Below are 22467 nucleotides of genomic sequence, written 5' to 3' on the forward strand. Positions count from 1 at the left end.
GCCTTTTGGGAGCCGCAATGACGCAACTCCAGGGCAAGCGCTTGCCGAGACCGGGAGCCGGTCAGGGCAGGGTGCTGGCCGCCGTGCTCGGCCTCGTCGCCGCGCTGGGACTCGGGGCGGTGGGGCAGGCGCGAGCCGACGCGCCTTCTCCCGAGAAGGCCCCGGCCGCCGCCTCCCGGTGGACGGACCGGCCGCACGGTTTCGCCTCGCTCGCCGGTGGCACCACCGGCGGGGCCGGCGGCAAGGTCGTGACGGTCACCGACCAGGCCTCCCTCGCCAAGTACGCGGCGGCCGAGGAGCCGTACGTCATCCGGGTGGCGGGGTCGATAGCCGTCGAGCCCTTCGGCTCGGACATCGTCGTGACCTCGAACAAGACGGTCATCGGCGTCGGTGACACCGGCGAGATCGTCCATGGCGAACTGCACCTCAACCCCGGTACCAGCAACGTCATCATCCGCAACCTGACCATTCGCGACAGCTATGTCGAGGGCGACTGGGACGGCAAGACGACCGACTTCGACGCGATCCAGATGGACACCGTCGACCACGTCTGGATCGACCACAACCGCTTCACGCACATGGGCGACGGGCTGCTCGACATCCGCAAGGACAGCAGGTACATCACCGTCTCCTACAACCAGTTCACCAACCACAACAAGGCGTTCGGGATCGGCTGGACCACCAACGTCCTGACCGAGATGACGATCGACCACAACTGGTTTCACGGCACCAAGCAGCGCAACCCCTCGGCGGACAACCTCGCCTACGCCCACCTGTACAACAACTACCTGTCCTCGCAGGTCAAGGATGGCGACCCGGTGTGGACGTACGGGAACTGGGCGCGCGGCAAGACCAAGATGGTCATCGAGAACAGCTACTACGACGGTGTCCAGCACCCCTACCAGGCCGACGCCACCGCCGAGTTGGTGCAGCGCGGATCGATCCTGAGGAACACCACCGGGCGGACGGACGCGTGGGGCAAAGCCTTTGATCCGCGGGAGTTCTACGACTACCGCCTGGACCCGTCCGCCGCGGTGCCGGCGCTCGTGACGCGGTTCTCCGGGCCGCAGCGGCAGATCGGTGTGACCCTGCATGTCCCGGCCGACTACCCGACCGTGCAGGCCGCCGTGGACGCCGTTCCCGATGGCAACGCCGTGCCCGTCACCGTCGCCATCGCGCCCGGCACCTACCGGGCCAAGGTGTACATCCCCGCGACCAAGCCGAACATTGTGCTGCAGGGGACTGGACAAGATCGCGCCGACACCGTCATCGTCTACGACACACCCGCCGCGTACGGCGGTTCGACCGGCAGCGCCACCGTGCGGATCGCCGCGAACGACGTCACGGCACGCCACCTCACCTTCAGCAACGACTTCGACGAGGCCGCGGTCGAGCTGAACGGCGAGCAGGCCCTCGCGATGAAGACGACCGGCGACCGGATCGTCTTCGAGGACACGGCCTTCCTGGGCAACCAGGACACCCTGATGACCGACAGCCCCAAGCTGACCACCGTCAGCCGGGTCTACGTCCGCGACTCCTACATCGAGGGTGACGTGGACTTCGTCTACGGACGGGCCACCACGGTGATCGAGCGCTCGGTGATCAAGCTGCTGAGCCGTGGCTCGACCACCAACAACGGCTATCTGACGGCCGCTTCGACCTGGACCGGGAACCCCTACGGCTTCCTGATCACCCGGTCGAAGGTCGTGAGCGACGCGCCGGACCAGTCCTTCCACCTGGGCCGGCCGTGGCACCCGGGCGGTGAACCGGAGGCCGTCGCCCAGGTGTTGATCCGCGACACCGAGCTGCCCGCGGCGGTGAAGTCCGCGCCGTGGACCGACATGAGCGGCTTCTCGTGGAAGGACGCCCGCTTCACCGAGTACCGCAACCACGGCGCCGGGGCCGAGGTCACCGCGGACCGGCCGCAGATGAGCGACGAGGACGCCCGCGCCCACACCGTCGCCGACTACCTCGCGGGAAGCGACGGCTGGGCGCCGTACACCCGCCACTGACCCCCACAACTTCATAGCTCCACAGCTTCACAGCCCACAACTTCACAGCTCGACCCGGTCGAAGAAGTGTTTGATCCAGAAGAAGAGAGCCGACCCATGAAGATCAACATCCGCAGAAGCAGGCGCGCCGCCGTGGCCGTCGCCCTGGGCTCCGTCCTCGCCCTGACCGCCACCGCCTGCGGTGACGACGGCAGCGGCACCGGCGGCGACAAGGGCGACGAGGGCAGCGGCAAGGGCAAGATCGTCTTCTGGGACAACAACGGCGGTGTCCGCACCGACGCCTGGAAGGCGATCATCGCCGACTTCGAGAAGGCCAACCCGGACATCGACGTCGAGTACGTCGGCATCCCCTCCGCGGACTACCAGTCCAAGGTCGAGACCGCCATCCAGGGCGGCGGTCTGCCGGACGTCGGCGGTGTCGGTGCGGCGATGATCGCCAGCTTCTCCGCCCAGAAGGTCCTTGAGCCGGTCGACGACCGGCTCGCCAAGTCCTCGCTCAACGGCAAGCTCAACGAGGACATGCTCACCTCGCTGAAGGCGGCCGGAGGCGTCGACGACACGCTGTACTCGGTGCCGACCTCCGCGAACAACGGCGTGCTCTACTACCGCACCGACCTGTTCGAGAAGGCGGGCCTGGACGAGCCGACGACCTGGGACAAGTTCTACGCGGCGGCGGACAAGCTCACCAACGCCAAGAAGAACGAGTTCGGTTACACCATCCGCGGTGGCGCCGGTTCCATCGCCCAGGCGCTGGACGCGATGTACGGACAGAGCGGCATCACGTCCTTCTGGAACGGTGACAAGACCACCGTCAACGACCCGAAGAACGTCGAGGCGCTGAAGAAGTACGCCGCGCTCTACAAGAAGGACACCCCGTCCGCCGACCTCAACAACGACTTCACCAAGATGGTCGCCCAGTGGGATTCCGGCACGATCGGAATGCTCAATCACAACCTGGGTTCCTACCAGGACCACGTGAAGTCGCTCGGCGCCGAGAAGTTCCGCGGTATTCCGCAGCCGACCGGTGCGTCCGGCAAGCGGGTTCAGGTGTCCAACCCCGTTGACGGCATCGGCCTGTTCAAGAGCTCCAAGAACAAGGAAGCGGCCTGGAAGTTCATCGAGTTCGCCGTCTCGCACGCGGAGAACTCGAAGTTCAACGAGTCGGCGGGCCAGGTGCCGGCCAACAACGAGGCCGCGACGGATGCGTGGATCTCGAAGGCGGAGCCCACGAAGCTGGCCGCTGCCGCGCTGACCGACGGGTCGACCACGATCGTTCAGCTGCCGTACTACCTGCCCGACTGGGGCACCATCTCCAAGGCCGACAACGAGCCGAACTTCCAGAAGGTGCTGCTCGGGAAGATGAGCGCGAAGGACTTCCTGGACACGCTGGCCGATCAGCTGAACGACGCCCAGGCGGAGTGGAATTCGCAGAAGGGCTGATGTAGGCCCAGAGCTCGGGTGGTTTCTGTCCGTGGGGGACTGCGGGGCCGTTGTGGCTGGTCGCGCAGTTCCCCGCGCCCCTAGGGTAAGAAGGGCATCGCATGTCAATTTCGCGCCGTCAGGTCACGGCAGCGGCTCTCGCCGCCGTTCCTGCCGCCTTCGCGGCCACCGGTACCGCTCAGGCCGCCTCCCGTCATCGCACTCTCTACATCGCCGGTGATTCCACCGCCGCCCAGAAATATGCCGACGCCGCGCCCGAGACCGGGTGGGGCATGGCGCTTCCGTTCTTTCTGCACAAGGACCGGCCCGTCGCCAATCACGCGGTGAACGGGCGGAGTTCGAAGAGTTTCGTCGACGAGGGGCGATTGGACGTCATCCTCGACGCCCTTCAGCCCGGCGACTTCCTCCTCATCCAGTTCGGGCACAACGACGAGAAGTCCGCCGACCCGACCCGGTACACCGAGCCCTGGACGACGTACCAGGACTATCTGCGGCTGTACATCGACGGCGCCCGCGCCCATGGTGCCCGGCCCGTCCTCGCCACCTCCGTCGAGCGCCGGAAGTTCGACGCGGCCGGCGACGCCCTGCCGACCCACGGCGACTACCCGGCGGCGATGCGGGCGCTGGCCGAGGAGGAGGGCGTGGCGCTGCTCGACATCCAGGCCCTGTCCCTCGCCCTGTGGCAGCGGCTCGGCGTCGAGGAGACCAAGACGTACTTCAACTGGACCGCGACCGAGCAGGACAACACGCACTTCAACCCGCCGGGCGCGATCGCCGTGGCGCGGCTCGTGGTGCGGGAGCTGCTGCGGACCGGGGTGCTGCGGCCACGGGACGTCTGCCGCCTCGACGACGAGATCCCCACGTCCTGGATCACCTGGCCCGAAGCCACCGCTTAACCACCCCCTGAACCGGAAGAGAGAGCCGCACCATGAGCACACAGAAATGGCATGGGCATGTCATAGGAGCGCGCGTTGCCGCTGTTCTCGGCTGCACCGCCCTCGCGCTGACCGTCACCGGGCCGGGGGCGCAGGCCGCGGGCGGCCGTGACCTCGCCCGGCAGACCCTGGCGGCGAACGACGGCTGGGCGTCGTACGGCACCGGGACCACCGGCGGGGCCAAGGCCGACGCCGACCACGTCTACACCGTCTCCACCTGGGCCGAGTTCAAGGCCGCCCTCGCCGCCGGCGGCGACGCGCCGAAGATCATCAAGGTCAAGGGGACCATCGACGCCGTCTCCGAGGGCTGTGACGCCTTCGCCGCCGACGGGTACGACTTCGACGCCTACCTCGCCAAGTACTCGCCGGAGGCCTGGGGTCTCGACACCGACCTGAGCGCGGAGCCCGCCGACAGCCCGGAGGGGCTGCGGGCGGCCTCCGCCGCCAACCAGAACAAGGTCATCAAGGCCGCCGTCCCCGCCAACACCACCATCGTCGGCATCGGCAAGCACGCCGGCTTCAAGGGCGCCAGCCTCCAGATCACCGGCGTCGACAACGTCATCGTCCGCAACCTGACCTTCGAGAGCCCGATCGACTGCTTCCCGCAGTGGGACCCGACCGACGGCGACAAGGGCAACTGGAACTCCGAGTACGACACCGCCGTCGTCTACGGCTCCACCCATGTGTGGATCGACCACAACACCTTCACCGACGGCTCCCACCCCGACAGCGCCGCGCCCACCTATTTCGGCATGCTCTACCAGCAGCACGACGGTGAGCTGGACATCGTCAAGGGCGCCGACTACGTCACCGCCTCCTGGAACGTCTTCGCCGACCACGACAAGACGATCCTCATCGGCAACAGCGACAACGCCGCCACCACGGCGATCGACCGGGGCCACCTGAAGGTGACGTTCCACCACAATCTGTTCTCGAACCTGGTCGAGCGCGCGCCGCGCGTCCGCTTCGGGCAGGTCGACTCGTACAACAACCACTTCGTGGCGAGCGACGACTACGCCTACAGCTTCGGCATCGGCAAGGAGTCCCAGCTCGTCGCCGAGCACAACGCGTTCACGCTGCCGGAGGGGGTCAGCGCGGCCAAGGTGCTCAAGCGATGGAACGTCTCGCCGCTGACCGCCGCCGACAACACCGTGAACGGCGCGGTCACCGACCTGATCGCCGTCCACAACGCGCAGATCCCGGCCGAGACCCTGGAGTCCGGCGCCGGCTGGACGCCCACCCTGCGCACCAAGGTCGACCCGGTCAAGGCGGTCCCGGCGATCGTCGACCACCGCGCCGGCGCCGGCAACGCCTGCTGAACGCCCGCCCGGCGCACGGGTGTCGGCAACACCTGCTGACGCCCGCCGCCTGAACGGCCGGGGCGGACCGCATCGTGCTCACATCCCGAGTGCGTCCGCCCCGGCACCCCCCACGCGAGGAACCCCCCCCTGCTGAGCCGCACTTCCAAGGAGCACCCGCATGTCCTCGCCCCACGTTCAACTCCCCCTGTCCAGAAGGGGTTTCCTGCTGGCGAGCACCGGCGCGGCCGCCGCCCTCGCCGTCGCTCCCACCCCCGCCCTCGCGGGCCCCCGGCCCTTCGGCCGCTTCGGCTCCCCGGCCAGGCGCCTGACCCCGAACACGCTCTACGTCGACACCCAGGGCCGTGGCGACCACACCACCGTCCAGGCCGCCGTCAACGCCACCACCGGCAGCGGCTGGACCCTGGTCATCGCACCGGGCACCTACCGGGAGACCGTCAGCCTCGACGCCACGCGAACCGAGGCCACCTGGATCGGCGCCTCGGAGGACCCGCGGGACGTCGTCATCGTCTACGACAACGCGGCCGGCACCCCGAAGCCCGACGGCTCGGGAACGTACGGCACCACCGGCTCGGCCACCACCACCCTGCGCGCCGACGGCTTCACCGCCCGCTGGATCACCTTCGCCAACGACTGGCTGCGCGCCGACCACCCTGGCATCAGCGGCACCCAGGCCGTCGCCCTCAAGGTCATGGGCGACCGCTCCGCCTTCCACCACTGCCGCTTCCTCGGCCACCAGGACACCCTGTACGCCGACTCCCTCGCCCTGACCGTCTTCGCCCGCCAGTACTTCTCCCACTGCTACGCCGAGGGCGACGTCGACTTCGTCTTCGGCCGGGCCACGGCGGTCTACGAGCACTGCCACTTCCGCACCCTGGACCGCACCGACCTGACCGCGGCCCCGTACGGCTTCGTCTTCGCGCCCTCCACGGCCGGCGCCAACCCCCTCGGCTACCTGGTCTCCCGCGGCCGGATCAGCAGCGAGGCCCCCGACACCGCGTACAAGCTGGCCCGCCCCTGGGTGCCGAGCTCCGACACCACCGCCCGGCCGAGTCTCGTCGTGCGGAACACATGGATGGGCGCCGGCATCGACGCGGTCGCGCCCTACACCAACATGTCCAACTCCTACCCGTGGCAGAACCAGCGCTTCGCCGAGTACCGCAACCTCGGCCCCGGCGCCGAGATCACCGTCCCCGAGAACCGGCCCCAACTCAGCGACGAACAGGCCGAGTCGGCGACCCGTGAGGCATACCTCGGTGACTGGCGGCCGTGGAAGGAGGAGTGCTGACATGCGCCGACGCACCTTGCTGGCGGGAATGACGGCGGGCCTTCTGGCCGTCGGCCCCACCGACGCCTTCGCGGGCGTCGGCCGCCGAGTGCTGCACGTCCGCCCCGGCGACTCCGTCCAGGCCGCCGTGGACGCGGTGGACGGACCCGGCTGGACGATCGTCGTGCACCCGGGGACGTACCGCGAGGTCGTCAACGTGCCCGCCGACAAGGCCGAGTTGACGATCCGCGGCGCCTCCTGCGACCCACGCGACGCCGTCATCGTCTTCGACCACGCCAACGGGACGCCAAAGCCGGACGGTTCGGGCACGTACGGCACGGCCGGCTCGGCCACCTTCACCTCCGCCGCCCCGGGCCTTGTGGTCCGCGACCTCACCCTCGCCAACGACTGGCTGCGCGCCGACCACCCCGAGATCACCGGCACCCAGGCGGTGGCGGCGTACACCTACGGCGACCGCACCCACTTCGAGAACGTCCGGCTCCTCGCCCACCAGGACACCCTCTTCGTCGAGACGACGGCGCTGACCTCCTTCGACCGGCAGTACTTCCATCACTGCCACATCGAAGGGGACGTCGACTTCGTCTTCGGCCGGGCCACCGCCGTCTTCGAGGACTGCCACTTCCACACCCTGCAACGGGACGTCGCCTTCACCCCCAAGGGCATGGTCTTCGCCCCCTCCACCGCCCGCGCCAACCCCCACGGCATCCTCGCGCTCCGCTCCCGCATCACCTCCGGGGCCGAGGACGCGGCCTACAAGCTGGCCCGGCCCTGGGTCCCCTCGTACGAGACGACCGCCTGGCCGTCCCTCGTCGTCCGGGACACCCGCATCGGGCCCGGCATCGACCCCGTCACCCCCTACACCAACATGCGCGAGCAGTACCCCTGGCAGACCATGCGCTTCGGGGAGTACAGGAACTCAGGCCCGGGCGCGGTGATCACGGTCCCGGAGAACCGGCCGCAACTGACCGACGAAGAGGCCGTGTTGCACACCAAGGCCGCCTACCTCGGCGACTGGCGTCCCCGTGCGTAGGCTGTCGGCCGCCCTCCTCGCCGGGGCGTGCCTGCTGCTCGGCGCGCCTCAGGCCCACGCCACCGATGCCGACCGCACCCCCGTGGGCTGGGGCGCCGGCACCACCGGCGGGGCGGGCGGCACCACCTGGACCGTGCACACCCGCGCCGAGCTGAAGGACGCCCTCGCGGCCACCGGCCCGAAGGTGATCCGGGTCGTCGGCACGATCAACGGCCATGAGACGGACGACGGTTCGCTGCTCGGCGAGCAGGACTACGCCCCCGGCTACGACCTCGCCAAGTACATGTCCTGCTTCGGCGAGGACGGCTCCACCTGGTCCGACACCCGCCACGACTACTGCAAGCAGCAACGGCAGTTGCGGCAGACCGGCTCCAACAAGGAGAAGGCACAGATCCAGCTGACCGTCCCGAGCGACACCACGCTCGTCGGCGTCGGCGAGAACGCCCGACTTCTGGGCGTGTTCCTCACCGTCAACACCGGCACGAACATCGTCGTCCGGAACCTCAGACTCGAAGCACCCGTCGACCACTTCACCAGCTGGTCGCCGGACGACGGCGCCCAGGGCAACTGGAACGCCCGCTTCGACGCGATGACCGTCATCACCGGCAAGAACATCTGGGTCGACCACTGCACCTTCACCGACGGTCGCTTCCCGGACCGCGAGGCCCCGGTCGGCTTCCACGGCGAGCACGTCCAACGGCACGACGGACTGCTCGACATCGAGGACGGCTCCGATTACATCACCGTCTCCGACAGCCGCTTCGAGGACCACGACAAGGCGCTCCTCATCGGCTCCGGCGACAGCCGCGGCGACCGCGACCGAGGGCACCTCAAGATCACCTTCGCCCGGAACCTGTTCAGCGACATCGTGCAGCGCGGACCGCGCGTCCGCTTCGGACAGGTGCACGTCCTCAACAACGTGTACGTGTCCCGGAACCGGACCCCGCTCTACGCCCTCGGCGCCGGCGTGGAGTCCGCGATCTACTCCGAGCGCAACGTCTTCCGGTACGACGCGACCCTCGCCGCCTACGGAGGCACGCACTTCCACGACACGGGTTCGTGGGTCGACGGCCGCCCGGCCGGGCTCGACGAGGTCGCCGCGGGCCTCGGGCTCACGGACGACGTCGGCTGGGATCCGGCGGACGCTTACGCGTACCGAGCCCTCAAGTCGGCCGCCGCCGTGGAGCGTTACGTCCTCACCCACGCCGGCGCCGGGAGGCCCCATGGCCACGCCTGACAGCCTCTACGAGGACCTGAAGAAGGACCTCGACTTCCCCCTGGCCTGGGGGACTTCACCGATCCACGACTTCCGGGAGTGGCGGCGGACGGCCCGCGCGATGGTCGAGGAGCACCTCGTCGTGGAGCGGCAGGACGAGACGCCGTACGCACCCGAGTACAGCGACCGTGCCCAAACCGACGCCTACACTCAGGAGTTGGTCACCCTCTCCCTCACCCGCCACGAACGGGTCCGCGGCGCCCTGCTCACCCCGCACGGTCCCGGGCCCTTCCCGGCGGTGCTCCTCTTCCACGACCACGGGGCCAGGTTCGACATCGGCAAGGAGAAGCTCGTCCGGCCCTGGTACGACGACACCCGGCTCGCCGCCGCGCAGACCTGGGCGGACAAGTACTTCAGCGGACGCTTCGTGGGCGACGAACTGGCCCGGCGCGGCCACACGGTCCTCTGCCTCGACGCGCCGGGCTGGGGCGACCGCGGCCCGATCACCTACGACCAACAGCAGGCCCTGGCCAGCAACTTCTACCACCTCGGCTCCTCCCTCGCCGGGCTCATGGCCCGCGAGGACGCCCGTGCCGCCGGCTTTCTGGCGGGCCTGAACCGGGGGCGCGGGGTCGCGGCCCTCGGCTTCTCCATGGGCGCCTTCCGCGCCTGGCAGACCGCCGCGCTCACCGACGCCGTCTCCGCGACGGCCGCCGTCTGCTGGATGACCGGCCTGAAGGAAATGATGGTGCCCGGCAACAACACGCTGCGCGGGCAGTCGTCGTACTACATGCTCCACCCCGGGCTCGCCCGGCACCTGGACATCCCCGACGTGGCGAGCATCGGCGCCCCCAAGCCGATGTACTTCCTCGACGGCGAGCAGGATCCACTGTTCCCCGCCGAGGGCGTCCGGACCGCCTACGCCAAGCTGCGCGCCGTCTGGACCTCCCGTCACGCCGGGGAGCGGCTCCGTACCGAGACCTGGCCGGGGCTCGGCCATGTCTTCACGGAGCCGATGCAGGACGAGGTCTTCCACTGGCTCGACTCCGTCCTGTGAACCAGCGGGAGAACCCCTCCCGCCAGAGAGAGAACCCTTCCCCCACCGCACGACGAAAGGACCCGCACTCCATGTCTCGTCGTACCGCTCTCCTCGCGACGGCCGCCCTCGCCCTCGGCTCCGGCATCGCCGTCCTCCCCACCCAGGCCCAGGCGGCCACCGTGGTCGTCAGCAACTCGACCGACCTGTCCAACGCCATCAAGAACGCCACCGCCGGCACCGTCATCCAGGTCCGCGGCGGCACCTACTACCCGACGGCGACCCTCCAGTCCACCGCCAACGGCACCTCCTCCTCGCCGGTCCAGCTCACCGCGTACGGCAGCGAGACCGTGAAGATCGACGGCTCCTCCCTCCCCGACGGGGACTGGATCTTCAAGCTGACCGCGGACTACTGGAACGTCTCCAACATCACCTTCCAGAACTCCCCGGACAGCGCGGTGGTCTGCCAGTCCTGCACCGGGACCAACTGGAACAACATCAAGACCATCAACGGCGGCGACTCCGGGTTCACGCTCACCGGCGACGGGACCGTGAACAACACCGTCAAGAACATCGACTCCTACGGCAACTACGACGCCGCGGGCCACGGGGAGAACGCCGACGGCGTCGCCGTGAAGTTCGGCTCCGGCACCGGCAACCTGATCACCGGCGCCCGTCTCTACAACAACAGCGACGACGGCATCGACTTCTGGTCCTTCTCCTCGCCCGTCACCATCGAGCACACCTGGTCCTTCGGCAACGGCGTCAACCGCTGGTCCGACTCGGCGTTCGCGGGTGACGGCAACGGCTACAAGCTGGGCGGCGACGGCGAGGTCGTGGCCCACGTCGTCAACAACTCGGCCGCCTGGGGCAACGCCGGCAACGGCTTCACCGAGAACTCCAACACCGGCGCGATCGTCATCAACCGCACCACTGCCTACGCCAACAGCAAGTGGGGCTACTACTTCGCCACCAGCTCCGCGAAGCTGGGCAAGAACCTCGCCGTGAGCAACGGCGGCGGCTCGGTCAGCAAGGGCTCGTCGGTCACCTCGGCCGGCAACAACTGGGACTCCGGGATCTCGACCCCGTCCTTCGTCTCCACGGACGCGTCGAGCACGTACAACGCCCGTAGTTCGAGCGGCACCCTGCCCGCGACGACGTTCCTGACGACGGGCTCGTCGACCATCGGCGCCACGATGAACTGACCACTTGTCGACACACCGGGGCGCTTGACCCGTTTTTTGCCTGTGCAGGAGGTATCGATCAGGCAACGGGTCTCGCGCCCTCCCGGGTGACGCGCGTAGAACTCTGTCATGCATAAGCCACTGCGTATCGCGGCCATCGCCGCCGCGTGTGCCGTCGCCGGCGCCGGCCTCTACGGTGTCGGCGCGGCCACCGCCGGTCAGTCGACGGCGAACAGCACCCACGAGCCCTACAACATCGGGCTCCTGGTCAAGGACATCGACACCTACTACGGCACCACGCTCGACGCGGGCGGTGTCTACCAGGCGTCCCTGGACAGCCCGTACGCCAAGGACCTCGCGGCCATCGACAAGGCCGCCCGGAAGTACATCGACCAGGCGGCCCGCAAGGCCCACCACAAGGGCGAGAAGCCCGCGGTCGTCTTCGACATCGACGACACGCTGCTGCTCAGCCTCGACTACGAGAGGCGCTACAACTACACGTACAACTCGACCACTTGGGCCGACTACGTGAACAAGGCCGACCGGCCGGGTGTCTTCGGCAGCGCCGAGCTGGTCCAGTACGCCGAGTCCAAGGGCGTCGAGGTCTTCTACAACTCCGGTCTGTCCGAGGCGCAGCGCACCGCCGCCGTCGACAACCTGAAGAAGGTCGGCGCCGATGTGAACCTCGACGCCGACCACATGTTCCTCAAGGACAAGGCGAACCCGCCGGCCTACCTGAGCGCCTGCGCCACGCCGGGCACCTGGACCTGCACGACCGTGCAGTACAAGGGCGGCACGCGCCGGCACATCGAGGACGACCTCGGGTACGAGATCATCGCCAACTTCGGCGACCAGTACTCGGACCTGGACGGCGGCTACGCCGACCGCACCTACAAGCTGCCGAACCCGACGTACTTCGTCAGCTAGCAGCCGGTTGAGCGCCGCGGTGATGAACCGGTGAGCGAAAGTTTCGCTTGTTTTCGCCGCGGCGCGGCAACCTCCTGGGGCACGGTGACGACTGCTGGGCGTACGAACCCCCTAGGAAAGGAACGCCCCGTGCGTCAGAGCACCGGACGCCACCGCAGGACCCGCACCCTCTCGATCGCCGCGGCCGTCGCCGTCGCCGCGGGAGCGGGCGGCGTGTACCTCGGGCTGTCGAACGGGGGCGCCGAGGCCGCCTCGACGACGGTCACCGTCTCCAGCACCGCACAGCTGGAGTCGGCGGTGAAGAGCGCGACCGCGGGGACCGTCATCCAGGTCCGCGCCGGTACGTACTACCCGACGGCCACTCTGAAGTCGACGGCGAACGGCACCAGTTCGGCGCGGATCACGCTCCAGGCGTACGGCGGCGAGAAGGTGAAGATCGACGGTTCCAAGCTGCCCGCCGGGTCCTGGCTGGCCGGGATCTACGGCGACTACTGGACCGTCGCCGACCTCACCTTCCAGAAGTCCCCGGCCCAGGGCTTCGTCGCCACCTCGTCCGTGGGCGGCGTCTTCAAGAACCTCGTCACCGCCAACAACGGCGACTCCGGGTTCACCCTGCGCGGCGACGGCACGACGAACAACCTCGTGCAGAACCTGGACAGTTACGGCAACTACGACCCGGCGGGCCACGGCCAGAACGCGGACGGCATCGCGATCAAGTTCGGCTCGGGGACGGGCAACAAGGTCACCGGCGCCCGTCTCTACAACAACTCGGATGACGGGCTCGACCTCTGGCAGTTCTCCTCACCCGTCACCATCGAGCACTCGTGGGCCTTCGGCAACGGCAAGAACCGCTGGAACGACTCGGCCTTCGAGGGCAACGGCAACGGGTACAAGCTGGGCGGCGGGGGCGTCACGGTCGCGCATGTCGTCAACAACAACGCGGCCTGGGACAACACGCTGAACGGGTTCACCGAGAACTCCAACCCCGGCGCGATCGTCCTGAACCGCAACACCGCGTACGCCAACGCGGAGGCGGGCTTCTACTTCGCCACCGGCAAGGCGCGCTTGGCCCGCAACCTCGCGGTGGGCAACAAGGGCGGTCTGTCGAAGCTGAGCTCGTCCACCGTCTCCGCCGCGAACAACTGGGACAGCGGTGTCTCGACGCCCTCCTTCAGGACGACGGACGCGACAACCGTGTACAGCGCACGTAAGTCGGACGGCTCGCTTCCGGCCACCACCTTCCTCACCACCGGCTCCACCACCATCGGTTCGACGATGAACTGAACGCGCAGAGAAAAGAATCGCCCCGCCTGTCGTCACAGGCGGGGCGTTTCCTTGCCGGCCGAGGGGGGCTCTGCCGGCGCTGCTGACCGAGGGGGGCTCAGGTCAGCAGGTCTATGCAGTCGAACGACGTACCGGCGCTGAGAAACGCCGTGCCGCCCGACCCGCTCACTATGGTGAGCTTCAGGACGTTGTACTGATGCGGATCCGTTTTCCACGCACTGGATGGGACGTTGTAAGCGAACGAATGGTTGTTCCCCCGGTACGAACCCGTGGTGAGAGAGCGCGTCGAGGGCTGAGCGGGAGCCGTGGGGATGGCCGAGACCCAGTCGTTGACGGCGATGCGCGGACGGCCGTTGGAGAAGGCGTCCGTCACTCCCACCCGCAGTGTGTGCGCGGCCGCCGCCTGTGCCTTGGTCAGCTTGAAGTAGACCAGCACGCCGTCGTTGACGTCCTTCCACAGGTACGCCGGGAAGGACGCCGCCTCGCCGCCGGAGCCGATCGTGACATTGCCGGTCCACTTCGCCGCGCGGGCGTCGGACGGATGCGCGTACGTCATCAGCTTGGCGTTCTTGAACTCGCCGGGTGTGCCGTCCCAGTCGCCGAGCCGCCAGATCGCCTTCGCGGTGGACGGGTCGCCGGTGATGGTCAGGCTGTGCAGGGACGTCGTACCGCCCGCCGTGACCTTCACCGTCGCGGTGTGCACGGCGAGTTCGCCCTTGTAGACGGTCAAGGTGTAGGTCCCCGGCAGCATCCCCTTGCAGGAGAACGCGCCCGTGCCGGACGCCGCCTTCGCCCAGTACTGGGCATCCGCGTTGGCGAAGCCCACCGTGTACGGGTATGTGGCGTCCATGTTCTTCAGGCCGACGCCCGCCACCTTGCCGCGGCCGGACGCGCCGACCCAGCCGGTGATGCCGAGGCCGTCCACCCAGGAGGTGTCCAGCTTCCCGGCGGACAGAACCGGCGAGGGCGTGCCGCCGTCCGTGAAGGCCAGCACGAACGGGCCCTGGAGACCAAAGCGTTCGGGCTCCGTCTGCGCCTGGTTGTAGTGCAGGATCTCGTAGAGCCCGGCGCCCTTGTCGTTGGAGTGGCGCAGCAGCGAGCGGTAGAAGGGGCCGCCCGAGGCCTTCTCGTGGTCGGAGCGGACGATCCAGAGACCGACCGAGCCGGTGGTGAAGCCGATGTGGTCGTAGTCGATGACGCGCTTGCCCGAGTAGTGCTTGGAGTGGGTCGTGCCGTCCGCGCGCTTCCAGACGTCACCCGCCTCGATGACCTGGTCGGAGGCCTCGATCCAGCTGTCCGAACCCTCGTTGGGGAAGATCCCCGGCTTGAGGCGGACGAGATAGCGGGTCGCCGTGAAGGAGGCGTCCTTCTTGTCCGTCCACAGATAGACGTTGTTCTGGCCGCTGCGGGCCGCGTACCACTGGGTGATCGCCCCGTGCACGACCTTCACGAGGATCGTCGCGCCGGACTGCCTGATCGTGACCGTGGACGCGCCGAGGCCGGACTCGACATGCGAGTGCTTGCCGCCGTAGCCCTCGTACTCCCTGCCCCGGTAGACGAGGGACGTGAGGTCACCCGTCGACCTGGACACCTTGAAGACCAGCGAGGCCCCGGTGTCGACGACGTAGTTCGTGCCGTCGTCCCGGTAGCCGAAGGTCGCGGCGGACGCGGACGACAGGAGTCCGCTGCCGCCCGCGACGGCGGCGCCGGTGGCGGCGACGCCGATCGCGGAGGCCCCGAGCACCCGGCGGCGCGTGAGGGGTTTCCTGTGGGTGCTCAAGGGGCCGGCTCCGTCATGCTTGAAGGTTCACTCACTCGTACGAAAGGTCAGAGGAGGTGAACTTGCAGTTGGTTCCGTCCGGACCCGAACCGATTTCCGTCGGTTCCGCGCCCGTGTTGTTGCCCTTGAAGCGGGTGCACGTCTTGATCTTCTTGCTGCTGTCGCCGTGGATCCGGATCTTGCGCAGCGCGGCCGTGTCGCCGTAGTTGGAGTTGATGCCGACGATCGACTTGCCGGGCGCCGTGACGTCCACGTCGTTGATGATGATCGTGCGCTTGTACTGCGTCTTGCAGTTGCCGCAGGAGCGCACCAGCTTGCCGAAGTTCTCCACCTGGAACTTGGAGACGACCAGCTTTCCGGCGCCGTTGAACTGAAGGACCTTGTCGGAGGCGTTCTTCGCGCCGCCGCCGTAGACCGTGTACACGGCCGAGGAGGACTTGCCCTTGAAGCTCGCCGCGTCCTCGCCGACGTCCAGCCACCACACGTTCTGCAGGGTGCAACTGCCCAGGCAGTGCACGCCGTCCGCGGCCGGGGTGCCGATGATGACGTTCTTCAGGGTGGCGCCGTCCGCCAGCTCGAAGATCGGGCCCTGGTCCTCGTCCTGGCTGTCGCTGCCCAGGTCGCCGGAGCCGTAGTACTTCACGTACTTGCCGTCCAGGGTCCCGGACACCTCGATCGTGGAGGACACGGCCTTGCTGCCGGTGGCCGTCGGCCAGGAGGAGGCGGCGCCGGCGGTGGACAGCATCGTCGTCGTGACGATCGCCGCACCGGTGAGGGTGAGGGCGGACGCCCCGGCGATCACCGCCCGCCGCTTGGTCATCCGGCGGCGGTGGCGGACGCGCTGTTCGGCTCGTGCAGTCATGCCCATTCCTTGCGTGGGAGAGGATCCTTGCGTCTCCTGGTCGCCACGGGTGGGGAAAGGGTTGCCGCGCCCGCAAAACTTCTTCACGAACCTCGGGAGGGGGCGGCTACGAGTCGCCCTCGTCGGACGCGTCGTCGTCGCTGTGGGACGCGAAGTCGCCCTTCACGGCGAGCTGTTCGCCGCCCGCCGTCCCGGTCGCCGTGTAGCTGTCGTCGGCCGCGTCCCGACCACCGCGCTCATGGTCGTACTGCCCCGCGAACACCCACTCGCCCTTGGCGACCTTGCGGCCCTCCTTGAGCGTCCAGGTGTAGAAGAGGAAGCCGTCCTTCTCCTCGGTGGTGAGGGTGAAGTCGTCCTCCGGCAGCGAGCGCCAGGCGCCCGCCGAGGTCACCCCGCCGGTCTGTGCGATCTTCAACTGCACGGTGAGCGCGGTCAGTTCCTCGGACGTCTTCAGCGTGATGTTGCTCTGCGCCCAGAAGTCGTTGCTGTGCGGGTCCACCGAACCGTCCGACCACAGCGGGCCGTCCTCCTCGCCGGAGGCGGTGACCGGCGGCTGCGCGGTGGCGGTCGCGGAGGGCGCCTTCGAGGTGGGGGTGGTGCGCGGCTTCTCGGTCTTCGGCGTCTCGTCCGGCTCCGGTGCCGAGGGATGGATCGGCGCCCGGCTGGTCGCGTCCGGCGACGGCTCGGGTGTCGCCGTGGTGGCGACGGTCTGCTGCGGGGAGTCGTCCTTCACGGCCGACGCGACCGCGTAACCGCCGATACCGAGCACACACGCGACCGCCGCTGTGGCGGACACCACCCGCACCCAGCCGAACACCGGCGGCCGGGTGGCCCGGTGGTCGGGGCGGCCCTGCTCGGCCATGCCGCGCTCGATCCGCGCCAGGATGCGCGCCCGGTCGGGCTCGTGCTGCCCGGCCGCCTCGTGCAACTGGGCGCGCAGCTCGTCGTGCACGTCCTGCTGCCTCATCGGTTCCGTCCTACGGTCTCGCCGCCGCGCGCCATCGCCACGTGCACCTTCTGGGGAACGCCCTGGGAGCCGAGCAAACGCTGGAGCTCGGCCATCCCCTTGGACGTCTGGGACTTAACCGTACCCACGGAAACACCGAGGGCGAGAGCGGTGTCCTTTTCCGACAGGTCGAACGCGTGCCGGAGCACCACACACGCCCGTTTGCGGAACGGCAGCCGACGCAGCGCGCCCTGGACGTCCACGACCCCCGCTATGTCCGGGTTCTCTATCTTCTCCTCGCGCTGCGACCAGAACAGCGCGATCCGCCGGCGCTCCCGCACCGCGCTGCGGATGCGCGTCCGGGCCAGATTGGCGACGACACCACGGGCGTACGCCACGGGATGGTCGGCGGCGCGCACCCGGTCCCAGCGGTGCCACAGTGCGAGCAGCGCGTCCGCCGCGAGGTCGTCGGCGGCGTCCGGCTCACCCGTCAACAGGTGTGCGAGGCGCGACAGTTCGGCATAGTGGCGCTCGAAGAAGGCATGGAACTCCACGGAGGCGGCGTCGTCGACGACAGTGCCCACGGACGTCCTCTCTGTGCGTGTCATGTGAATGACATGTGATCATCCGGCGGCGGCCCGGATGAGATCGGGAAGCGTAGCAGTGATCGAACGCTCAGCTCGTACGGGGCTTCGAACGCAGTCTGACGGGTCGACGCCGATTCCGTAACACGTTGAAAACCTGAAACGGGTTCAACACGGGAACAATCCAGCCAGCATCCGCGCACCGATCATTCAGGCAACAAGGAGCACAGCCATGTCCGAGACGAAGAGACCGGCCGACCGCCCCACCACAGGCGGCGAACGGTGTGGACCGGTACTTCAGGATCTCCGAACGAGGGTCCACCTTCGGCCGGGAGATACGCGGCGGATTCGCCACGTTCTTCACGATGGCCTACATCCTTGTCCTGAACCCCATCATCCTGGGCAGTGCGAAGGACAAGTTCGGCCACCAGCTCGACGCCGTCCAACTCACCACCGCCACCGCCCTGGTGGCCGCGGTGATGACGATCATCATGGGCGTCGGCGGCAATCTGCCCCTCGCCCTCGCCGCCGGCCTCGGCCTCAACGCGGTCGTCGCCTTCCAGATCGCCCCGCTGATGAGCTGGGACGACGCGATGGGCCTGGTCGTCCTGGAGGGCCTGCTCATCTGCGTGTTGGTGGTGACCGGTCTGCGAGAGGCGGTGATGCACGCGATCCCGCAGCCGCTCAAGCAGGCGATCAGCGTCGGCATCGGTCTCTTCATCGCGTTCATCGGCTTCGTCGACGCCGGTTTCGTCAGCCGTATCCCGGACGCCGCGAACACCACGGTCCCGGTGCAGTTGGGCGGTACCGGCTCACTCGCCGGATGGCCGATTCTCGTCTTCTGTCTCGGTGTCCTGCTGACCATCGGACTCCTCGCCCGCAAGGTGAAGGGCGCGATCCTCATCAGCATCGTGGCGATGACGATCCTCGCGATGATCATCAACTCGGCCGCCGACGTGAAGAGTTGGGGGCTCACCAGCCCCGCCTGGCCCGACAAGCTGGTCGACACCCCCGACTTCGGGCTGCTGGGTCACTTCAGCCTGTTCGGCGCGTTCGACGCGGCGGGCGTCGGCATCATCACCGTCGTCCTGCTGATCTTCACCCTCGTGCTGTCCGACTTCTTCGACACCATGGGCACGGTCGTCGGCATCAGCGCGGAGGCGGGGCTGCTGGACGAGGAGGGCAAGGTGCCCAACCTGGGCCGCGTGCTCCTCATCGACGGGGCGGCGGCGGTCGCGGGCGGTGCGGCGTCCTCCTCCTCCGCGACCTCCTACATCGAGTCGGCGGCGGGCGTCGGCGAAGGCTCACGTACGGGCTTCTCGAACCTGGTCACTGGTGGCCTGTTCGGCCTTGCCCTCTTCCTGACGCCGCTGCTGACGATCGTGCCGCTCCAGGCGGCGGCGCCGGCGCTGGTGGCGGTCGGGTTCCTGATGATGACGCAGGTCAAGAACATCGACTGGGACAAGTACGACATCGCGATCCCGGCGTTCCTGACGATCGCGGTGATGCCGTTCACGTACTCGATCACCAACGGTATCGGCGCCGGGTTCCTGGCGTATGTGGTCATCAAGGTGGTGCTGGGGAAGGCGAAGGAGATCCACTGGCTGCTGTGGGGGGTTTCGGCGCTGTTCCTGATCTACTTCGCCATTGAGCCTATTGAGCAGGTTCTCGGCGCCAAGTGACGGGCGCTGCGCGACCAGTGCGGGTTCGTCGTGGCTGGTCGCGCAGTTCCCCGCGCCCCTGGCGGTGCTACTGCACCGCGGCTTTCATCATCGCCCTGGCCACCGGGGCCGCCAGGCCGTTGCCGCTGACCTCTGACCTGGCCGCATTGGACTGCTCCACCAGCACCGCCACCGCGACCTCCTTGTCCCCGTTCTTGGCGTACGACGTGAACCAGGCGTACGGCGTCTCGCTGTTGTTCTCGCCGTGCTGGGCCGTGCCCGTCTTGCCGCCCACCGTCACACCGTCGATCTGCGCGTTCGTACCCGTGCCGTCCTCGACGACCGTCTGCATCGCCGACTGGAGCTGCTCGGCGGTGTCGGAGCTGACGACCTGGGTCGTGCTCGCCTCGTCGTCGTAGTCCTTGAGGGTGTCACCGCCGCTGTTGGTGATCGTGGACACCATGTGCGGGCTGACCATCTCGCCGCCGTTGGCGATGGCCGCGGAGACCATGGCCATCTGGAGCGGGGTCGCGGTGACGTCGAACTGGCCGATGCCGGTGAGGGCCGTGGACGAGTCGTTCATGTCCGAGGGGTACACGCTGGTGTAGGCGCGGACCGGAACGTCCTGCTCCTTGTCGTTGAAGCCGAACTTCTCGGCCATCGCCCGCAGCTTGTCCTGGCCGAGGTTGTACGCCATCTTCGCGAAGACGTTGTTGCAGGAGTACCGCAGCGCGGTGCGGATCGAGGCGTTCTCGCACGGGGCGGACTTGTTCTCGTTCTCCAGCGGGGTCACCGTGCCCGGCAGGGTGTACGGGTCCGGGCTGTCGGTCCTCTCGTCCACCGACGAGTACAGACCGTCCTCCAGTGCCGCCGCGGCGACGACCAGCTTGAACGTCGAACCCGGCGCCACCGGCTGCCGCAGCGCGCGGTTGGTCAGCGGTTTGTCGGAATCCTTGTTGAGCTTCTTCCAGGCCGACCCGGCGGTGTTGGCGTCGGTCAGCGAGGACGGGTCGTACGACGGGGTGGACACGACCGCGAGGATCTTGCCGGTCTTCGGGTCGATCGCGACCGCCGCGCCCTTCTTGTCGCCGAGCGCGTCATAGGCGGCCTTCTGCACGTCCGGGTCGATCGTGGTGACCACGTTGCCCGGCTCGGCCCGCTGGTTGGTGACCGTGTCCATGACGCCCTTGAGCCGGCTGTCCGAGCCGTTGAGGAGGTCCTGGTAGATGCCTTCCAGCTGGGTCGGCGCATACGCCTGCGAGGCATAGCCCGTCACCGCCGCGTACAGCTCGCCGTCCTTGTACGTGCGCTTGTACTCGAGGTCGCTCCCTGTCGTCTTCGCGGAACCGGTGATCGACTCACCGGCCACGATGATGTTCCCCAGCGGAGACGAGTACGTCTCGATCACGTTCCGCCGGTTGTCGCTGTCGTCCGCCAGCGCCTGGCCCTCGTAGTACTGCACCCAGGTCGCCCGCACCAGCAGAGCGAACACCAGCAGCAGCGCGAAGACCGACGCGCGCCTGATCGTCTTGTTCATCCCGCACTGGTAGACGAGCGGCCCGGAGTGAATCGTTCCCTTGCGTCCGTTTTTCTCATCGGACGTTCATGTGCGACGGTGCGGCCACGGCGGTGTCAGGCGTCCAGCCTCAGCACGACCTCGTCGATCTCCTCGCCGCGGGCATGGGCGTAGCCCCGGTCATGGGCCGACAGCCGGAACCCGCACTTCTCCAGCACCCGCCGGGAACCGGCGTTGTCCGCCGCCGCGCGGGCGTAGAGCGGGCGCTCGGTGATCTCGGCGAGCAGCGCCCCGAGGGCCGCCGTGGCGATCCCGCGCCCCCAGTAGGCGCGGTCGACCCAGTAGGTGACCTCTCGCTCGCCCGGCTCCCCGTACACCGCCGCGCTGCCCACCACGTCGCCGTCGACCAGGATCGTCCGGTTGTCGGCGTCGGAGGCGAGCACCCGTTTCCAGTGCTCGTCGAACGCGGCACGGTCGGCCGGGTCCTTGGGGACGAAGGCGGCCATGTGCAGGGACTCGGGATCGTTCATCTGCCGGAAGAAGACCGGCAGATCACTGTCGTGGACCTCTCGGAGCGCGATCTGCATGCCCCAAAGCTTAGGGGCGCCTCAGAGCCTACGGGTGGCCAGTGTCAGCCGGTCCCGCGCGTCGAACAACGCGTCCTTCACCATCTGCTCGTGGGCGGGCGTCAGCCGCGCCACCGGCACCGAGCAGCTGATCGCGTCCCGCGCGGGCGTCCGGTAGGGGATCGCCACGCCGAAGCAGCGCAGCCCCAGCGTGTTCTCCTCGCGGTCCACGGCGAAGCCCTGCTCCCGCACCTGGTGGAGCTCCTCGATGAGCTTCTCCCGGTCGGTGATCGTGTTCTCGGTCAGCGCCGGGAGCGTCTCCGGGAGCATCTTGCGGACCTGTTCGTCCGAGTACGTGCTCAGCAGCGCCTTGCCCAACGACGTCGAGTGCGCCGGGAGCCGGCGGCCGACCCGGGTGAAGGGCCGCAGATAGTGCTGGGACTGGCGCGTCGCCAGATAGACGACGTTCGTACCGTCGAGCCGCGCCAGGTGGATGGTCTCGGTCGTGTCGTCCGACAGCCGGTCCAGCGTGGGCCGCGCCGCGGCCACCACCTCGTCGCCGTCGATGTAGGAGGTGCCGACCAGCAGGGCCCGCACCCCGATGCCGTACCGCGTGCCCGTGGCGTCGGTCTCCACCCAGCCGAGCTCGACCAGGGTGCGCAGCAGCATGTAGAGGCTGGACTTCGGATATCCGACGGCCTCCTGGACCGCCGCGAGGGAGTGCATACCGGGGCGCCCGGCGAAGTATTCGAGCAGTTCAACCGTCCGTACGGCGGACTTGACCTGCGCGCCGCCCCCCGTCTCGCCAGCCGACATCGCCCTTGACCCCTTCGTTCGACGGGAAATAGTCTCCAACAGCATATTCACCATCAGAGACAGCG

At 68.4% G+C, this 22467-nt stretch carries 19 protein-coding genes; 12 read left to right on the top strand and 7 right to left on the bottom strand.

Features of this window, described 5'->3' with window-relative positions; translation table 11 throughout:
- Positions 1 to 17: 17 nt before the first annotated feature.
- From OG885_RS34255 to OG885_RS34305, 11 genes are all read left to right on the top strand, one after another.
- Positions 18 to 2012, top strand: a complete 1995-nt coding sequence (locus OG885_RS34255; protein WP_405738098.1) for a pectinesterase family protein — start codon at positions 18 to 20, stop codon at positions 2010 to 2012.
- Between the two features lie 96 nt (positions 2013 to 2108).
- Positions 2109 to 3452 (top strand): ABC transporter substrate-binding protein, encoded by a 1344-nt coding sequence (locus OG885_RS34260; RefSeq protein ID WP_405738099.1) that lies wholly within the window; start codon positions 2109 to 2111, stop codon positions 3450 to 3452.
- Between the two features lie 101 nt (positions 3453 to 3553).
- On the top strand, positions 3554 to 4348 hold the full coding sequence (locus OG885_RS34265) for a rhamnogalacturonan acetylesterase (protein ID WP_405738100.1): 795 nt from the start codon (positions 3554 to 3556) through the stop codon (positions 4346 to 4348).
- 32 nt (positions 4349 to 4380) lie between these two features.
- Complete coding sequence (locus OG885_RS34270; protein WP_405738101.1) at positions 4381 to 5706, top strand: polysaccharide lyase family 1 protein; 1326 nt, start codon at positions 4381 to 4383, stop codon at positions 5704 to 5706.
- Positions 5707 to 5866: 160 nt separating this feature from the next.
- Entirely contained in the window at positions 5867 to 6994 is a 1128-nt protein-coding gene (locus tag OG885_RS34275; protein ID WP_405738102.1) for a pectinesterase family protein, read from the top strand.
- A 1-nt stretch (position 6995) separates the two neighbouring features.
- Positions 6996 to 8024 (top strand): pectinesterase family protein, encoded by a 1029-nt coding sequence (locus OG885_RS34280; RefSeq protein WP_405738103.1) that lies wholly within the window; start codon positions 6996 to 6998, stop codon positions 8022 to 8024.
- A complete protein-coding gene (locus OG885_RS34285) occupies positions 8017 to 9261 on the top strand; it encodes a polysaccharide lyase family 1 protein (protein WP_405738104.1) in 1245 nt (414 codons plus the stop codon). Before OG885_RS34280 ends, OG885_RS34285 begins: the two co-directional genes overlap by 8 nt.
- Positions 9248 to 10297, top strand: a complete 1050-nt coding sequence (locus OG885_RS34290; RefSeq protein ID WP_405738105.1) for a dienelactone hydrolase family protein — start codon at positions 9248 to 9250, stop codon at positions 10295 to 10297. The genes OG885_RS34285 and OG885_RS34290 overlap by 14 nt, the downstream gene beginning before the upstream one ends.
- A gap of 71 nt (positions 10298 to 10368) precedes the next feature.
- Positions 10369 to 11481 (top strand): right-handed parallel beta-helix repeat-containing protein, encoded by a 1113-nt coding sequence (locus OG885_RS34295; protein ID WP_405738106.1) that lies wholly within the window; start codon positions 10369 to 10371, stop codon positions 11479 to 11481.
- Positions 11482 to 11589: 108 nt separating this feature from the next.
- Positions 11590 to 12387, top strand: a complete 798-nt coding sequence (locus tag OG885_RS34300) for an HAD family acid phosphatase (RefSeq protein ID WP_405738107.1) — start codon at positions 11590 to 11592, stop codon at positions 12385 to 12387.
- Between the two features lie 129 nt (positions 12388 to 12516).
- Positions 12517 to 13671, top strand: coding sequence for a right-handed parallel beta-helix repeat-containing protein (locus OG885_RS34305; RefSeq protein WP_405738108.1), 1155 nt, complete (start codon positions 12517 to 12519; stop codon positions 13669 to 13671).
- A 97-nt stretch (positions 13672 to 13768) separates the two neighbouring features.
- Here OG885_RS34305 and OG885_RS34310 read toward each other — a convergent pair whose 3' ends face one another.
- The 4 genes from OG885_RS34310 to OG885_RS34325 all read right to left on the bottom strand — a co-directional run bounded on the left by OG885_RS34310 (position 13769) and on the right by OG885_RS34325 (position 17843).
- Positions 13769 to 15451, bottom strand: a complete 1683-nt coding sequence (locus tag OG885_RS34310) for a rhamnogalacturonan lyase B N-terminal domain-containing protein (RefSeq protein WP_405738110.1) — start codon at positions 15449 to 15451, stop codon at positions 13769 to 13771.
- Between the two features lie 31 nt (positions 15452 to 15482).
- The gene (locus OG885_RS34315; RefSeq protein WP_405738111.1) at positions 15483 to 16313 is read right to left on the bottom strand and encodes a pectate lyase; all 831 of its coding nucleotides are present in this window, start codon (positions 16311 to 16313) and stop codon (positions 15483 to 15485) included.
- Between the two features lie 106 nt (positions 16314 to 16419).
- The gene (locus tag OG885_RS34320) at positions 16420 to 17280 is read right to left on the bottom strand and encodes a hypothetical protein (protein WP_405738113.1); all 861 of its coding nucleotides are present in this window, start codon (positions 17278 to 17280) and stop codon (positions 16420 to 16422) included.
- Positions 17277 to 17843, bottom strand: coding sequence for a SigE family RNA polymerase sigma factor (locus OG885_RS34325; RefSeq protein WP_405743003.1), 567 nt, complete (start codon positions 17841 to 17843; stop codon positions 17277 to 17279). Before OG885_RS34325 ends, OG885_RS34320 begins: the two co-directional genes overlap by 4 nt.
- Positions 17844 to 18127: 284 nt before the next feature.
- Between OG885_RS34325 and OG885_RS34330 the strand changes: the two genes are divergently transcribed.
- Entirely contained in the window at positions 18128 to 19525 is a 1398-nt protein-coding gene (locus tag OG885_RS34330) for an NCS2 family permease (RefSeq protein WP_405738115.1), read from the top strand.
- Positions 19526 to 19592: 67 nt separating this feature from the next.
- Here the strand turns inward: OG885_RS34330 and OG885_RS34335 are convergent, their stop codons facing one another.
- The 3 genes from OG885_RS34335 to OG885_RS34345 all read right to left on the bottom strand — a co-directional run bounded on the left by OG885_RS34335 (position 19593) and on the right by OG885_RS34345 (position 22402).
- Positions 19593 to 21041 (bottom strand): peptidoglycan D,D-transpeptidase FtsI family protein, encoded by a 1449-nt coding sequence (locus tag OG885_RS34335; protein ID WP_405738117.1) that lies wholly within the window; start codon positions 21039 to 21041, stop codon positions 19593 to 19595.
- Between the two features lie 95 nt (positions 21042 to 21136).
- On the bottom strand, positions 21137 to 21607 hold the full coding sequence (locus OG885_RS34340) for a GNAT family N-acetyltransferase (protein WP_405738119.1): 471 nt from the start codon (positions 21605 to 21607) through the stop codon (positions 21137 to 21139).
- Between the two features lie 21 nt (positions 21608 to 21628).
- Complete coding sequence (locus tag OG885_RS34345; RefSeq protein WP_030956770.1) at positions 21629 to 22402, bottom strand: IclR family transcriptional regulator; 774 nt, start codon at positions 22400 to 22402, stop codon at positions 21629 to 21631.
- Positions 22403 to 22467: the final 65 nt, after the last annotated feature.

The organism is Streptomyces sp. NBC_00028, assembly GCF_045041065.1.
GTDB lineage: Bacteria > Actinomycetota > Actinomycetes > Streptomycetales > Streptomycetaceae > Streptomyces.

Excerpts from the sequence above, each read along its gene's own strand:
- OG885_RS34275 (WP_405738102.1), top strand. The coding sequence starts at position 5,867 with ATGTCCTCGCCCCACGTTCAACTCCCCCTGTCCAGAAGGGGTTTCCTG.
- OG885_RS34335 (WP_405738117.1), bottom strand. The coding sequence starts at position 21,041 with ATGAACAAGACGATCAGGCGCGCGTCGGTCTTCGCGCTGCTGCTGGTG.
- OG885_RS34270 (WP_405738101.1), top strand. The coding sequence starts at position 4,381 with ATGAGCACACAGAAATGGCATGGGCATGTCATAGGAGCGCGCGTTGCC.
- OG885_RS34340 (WP_405738119.1), bottom strand. The coding sequence starts at position 21,607 with ATGCAGATCGCGCTCCGAGAGGTCCACGACAGTGATCTGCCGGTCTTC.
- OG885_RS34260 (WP_405738099.1), top strand. The coding sequence starts at position 2,109 with ATGAAGATCAACATCCGCAGAAGCAGGCGCGCCGCCGTGGCCGTCGCC.
- OG885_RS34295 (WP_405738106.1), top strand. The coding sequence starts at position 10,369 with ATGTCTCGTCGTACCGCTCTCCTCGCGACGGCCGCCCTCGCCCTCGGC.
- OG885_RS34290 (WP_405738105.1), top strand. The coding sequence starts at position 9,248 with ATGGCCACGCCTGACAGCCTCTACGAGGACCTGAAGAAGGACCTCGAC.
- OG885_RS34265 (WP_405738100.1), top strand. The coding sequence starts at position 3,554 with ATGTCAATTTCGCGCCGTCAGGTCACGGCAGCGGCTCTCGCCGCCGTT.
- OG885_RS34300 (WP_405738107.1), top strand. The coding sequence starts at position 11,590 with ATGCATAAGCCACTGCGTATCGCGGCCATCGCCGCCGCGTGTGCCGTC.
- OG885_RS34280 (WP_405738103.1), top strand. The coding sequence starts at position 6,996 with ATGCGCCGACGCACCTTGCTGGCGGGAATGACGGCGGGCCTTCTGGCC.
- OG885_RS34315 (WP_405738111.1), bottom strand. The coding sequence starts at position 16,313 with ATGACTGCACGAGCCGAACAGCGCGTCCGCCACCGCCGCCGGATGACC.
- OG885_RS34255 (WP_405738098.1), top strand. The coding sequence starts at position 18 with ATGACGCAACTCCAGGGCAAGCGCTTGCCGAGACCGGGAGCCGGTCAG.
- OG885_RS34345 (WP_030956770.1), bottom strand. The coding sequence starts at position 22,402 with ATGTCGGCTGGCGAGACGGGGGGCGGCGCGCAGGTCAAGTCCGCCGTA.
- OG885_RS34320 (WP_405738113.1), bottom strand. The coding sequence starts at position 17,280 with ATGAGGCAGCAGGACGTGCACGACGAGCTGCGCGCCCAGTTGCACGAG.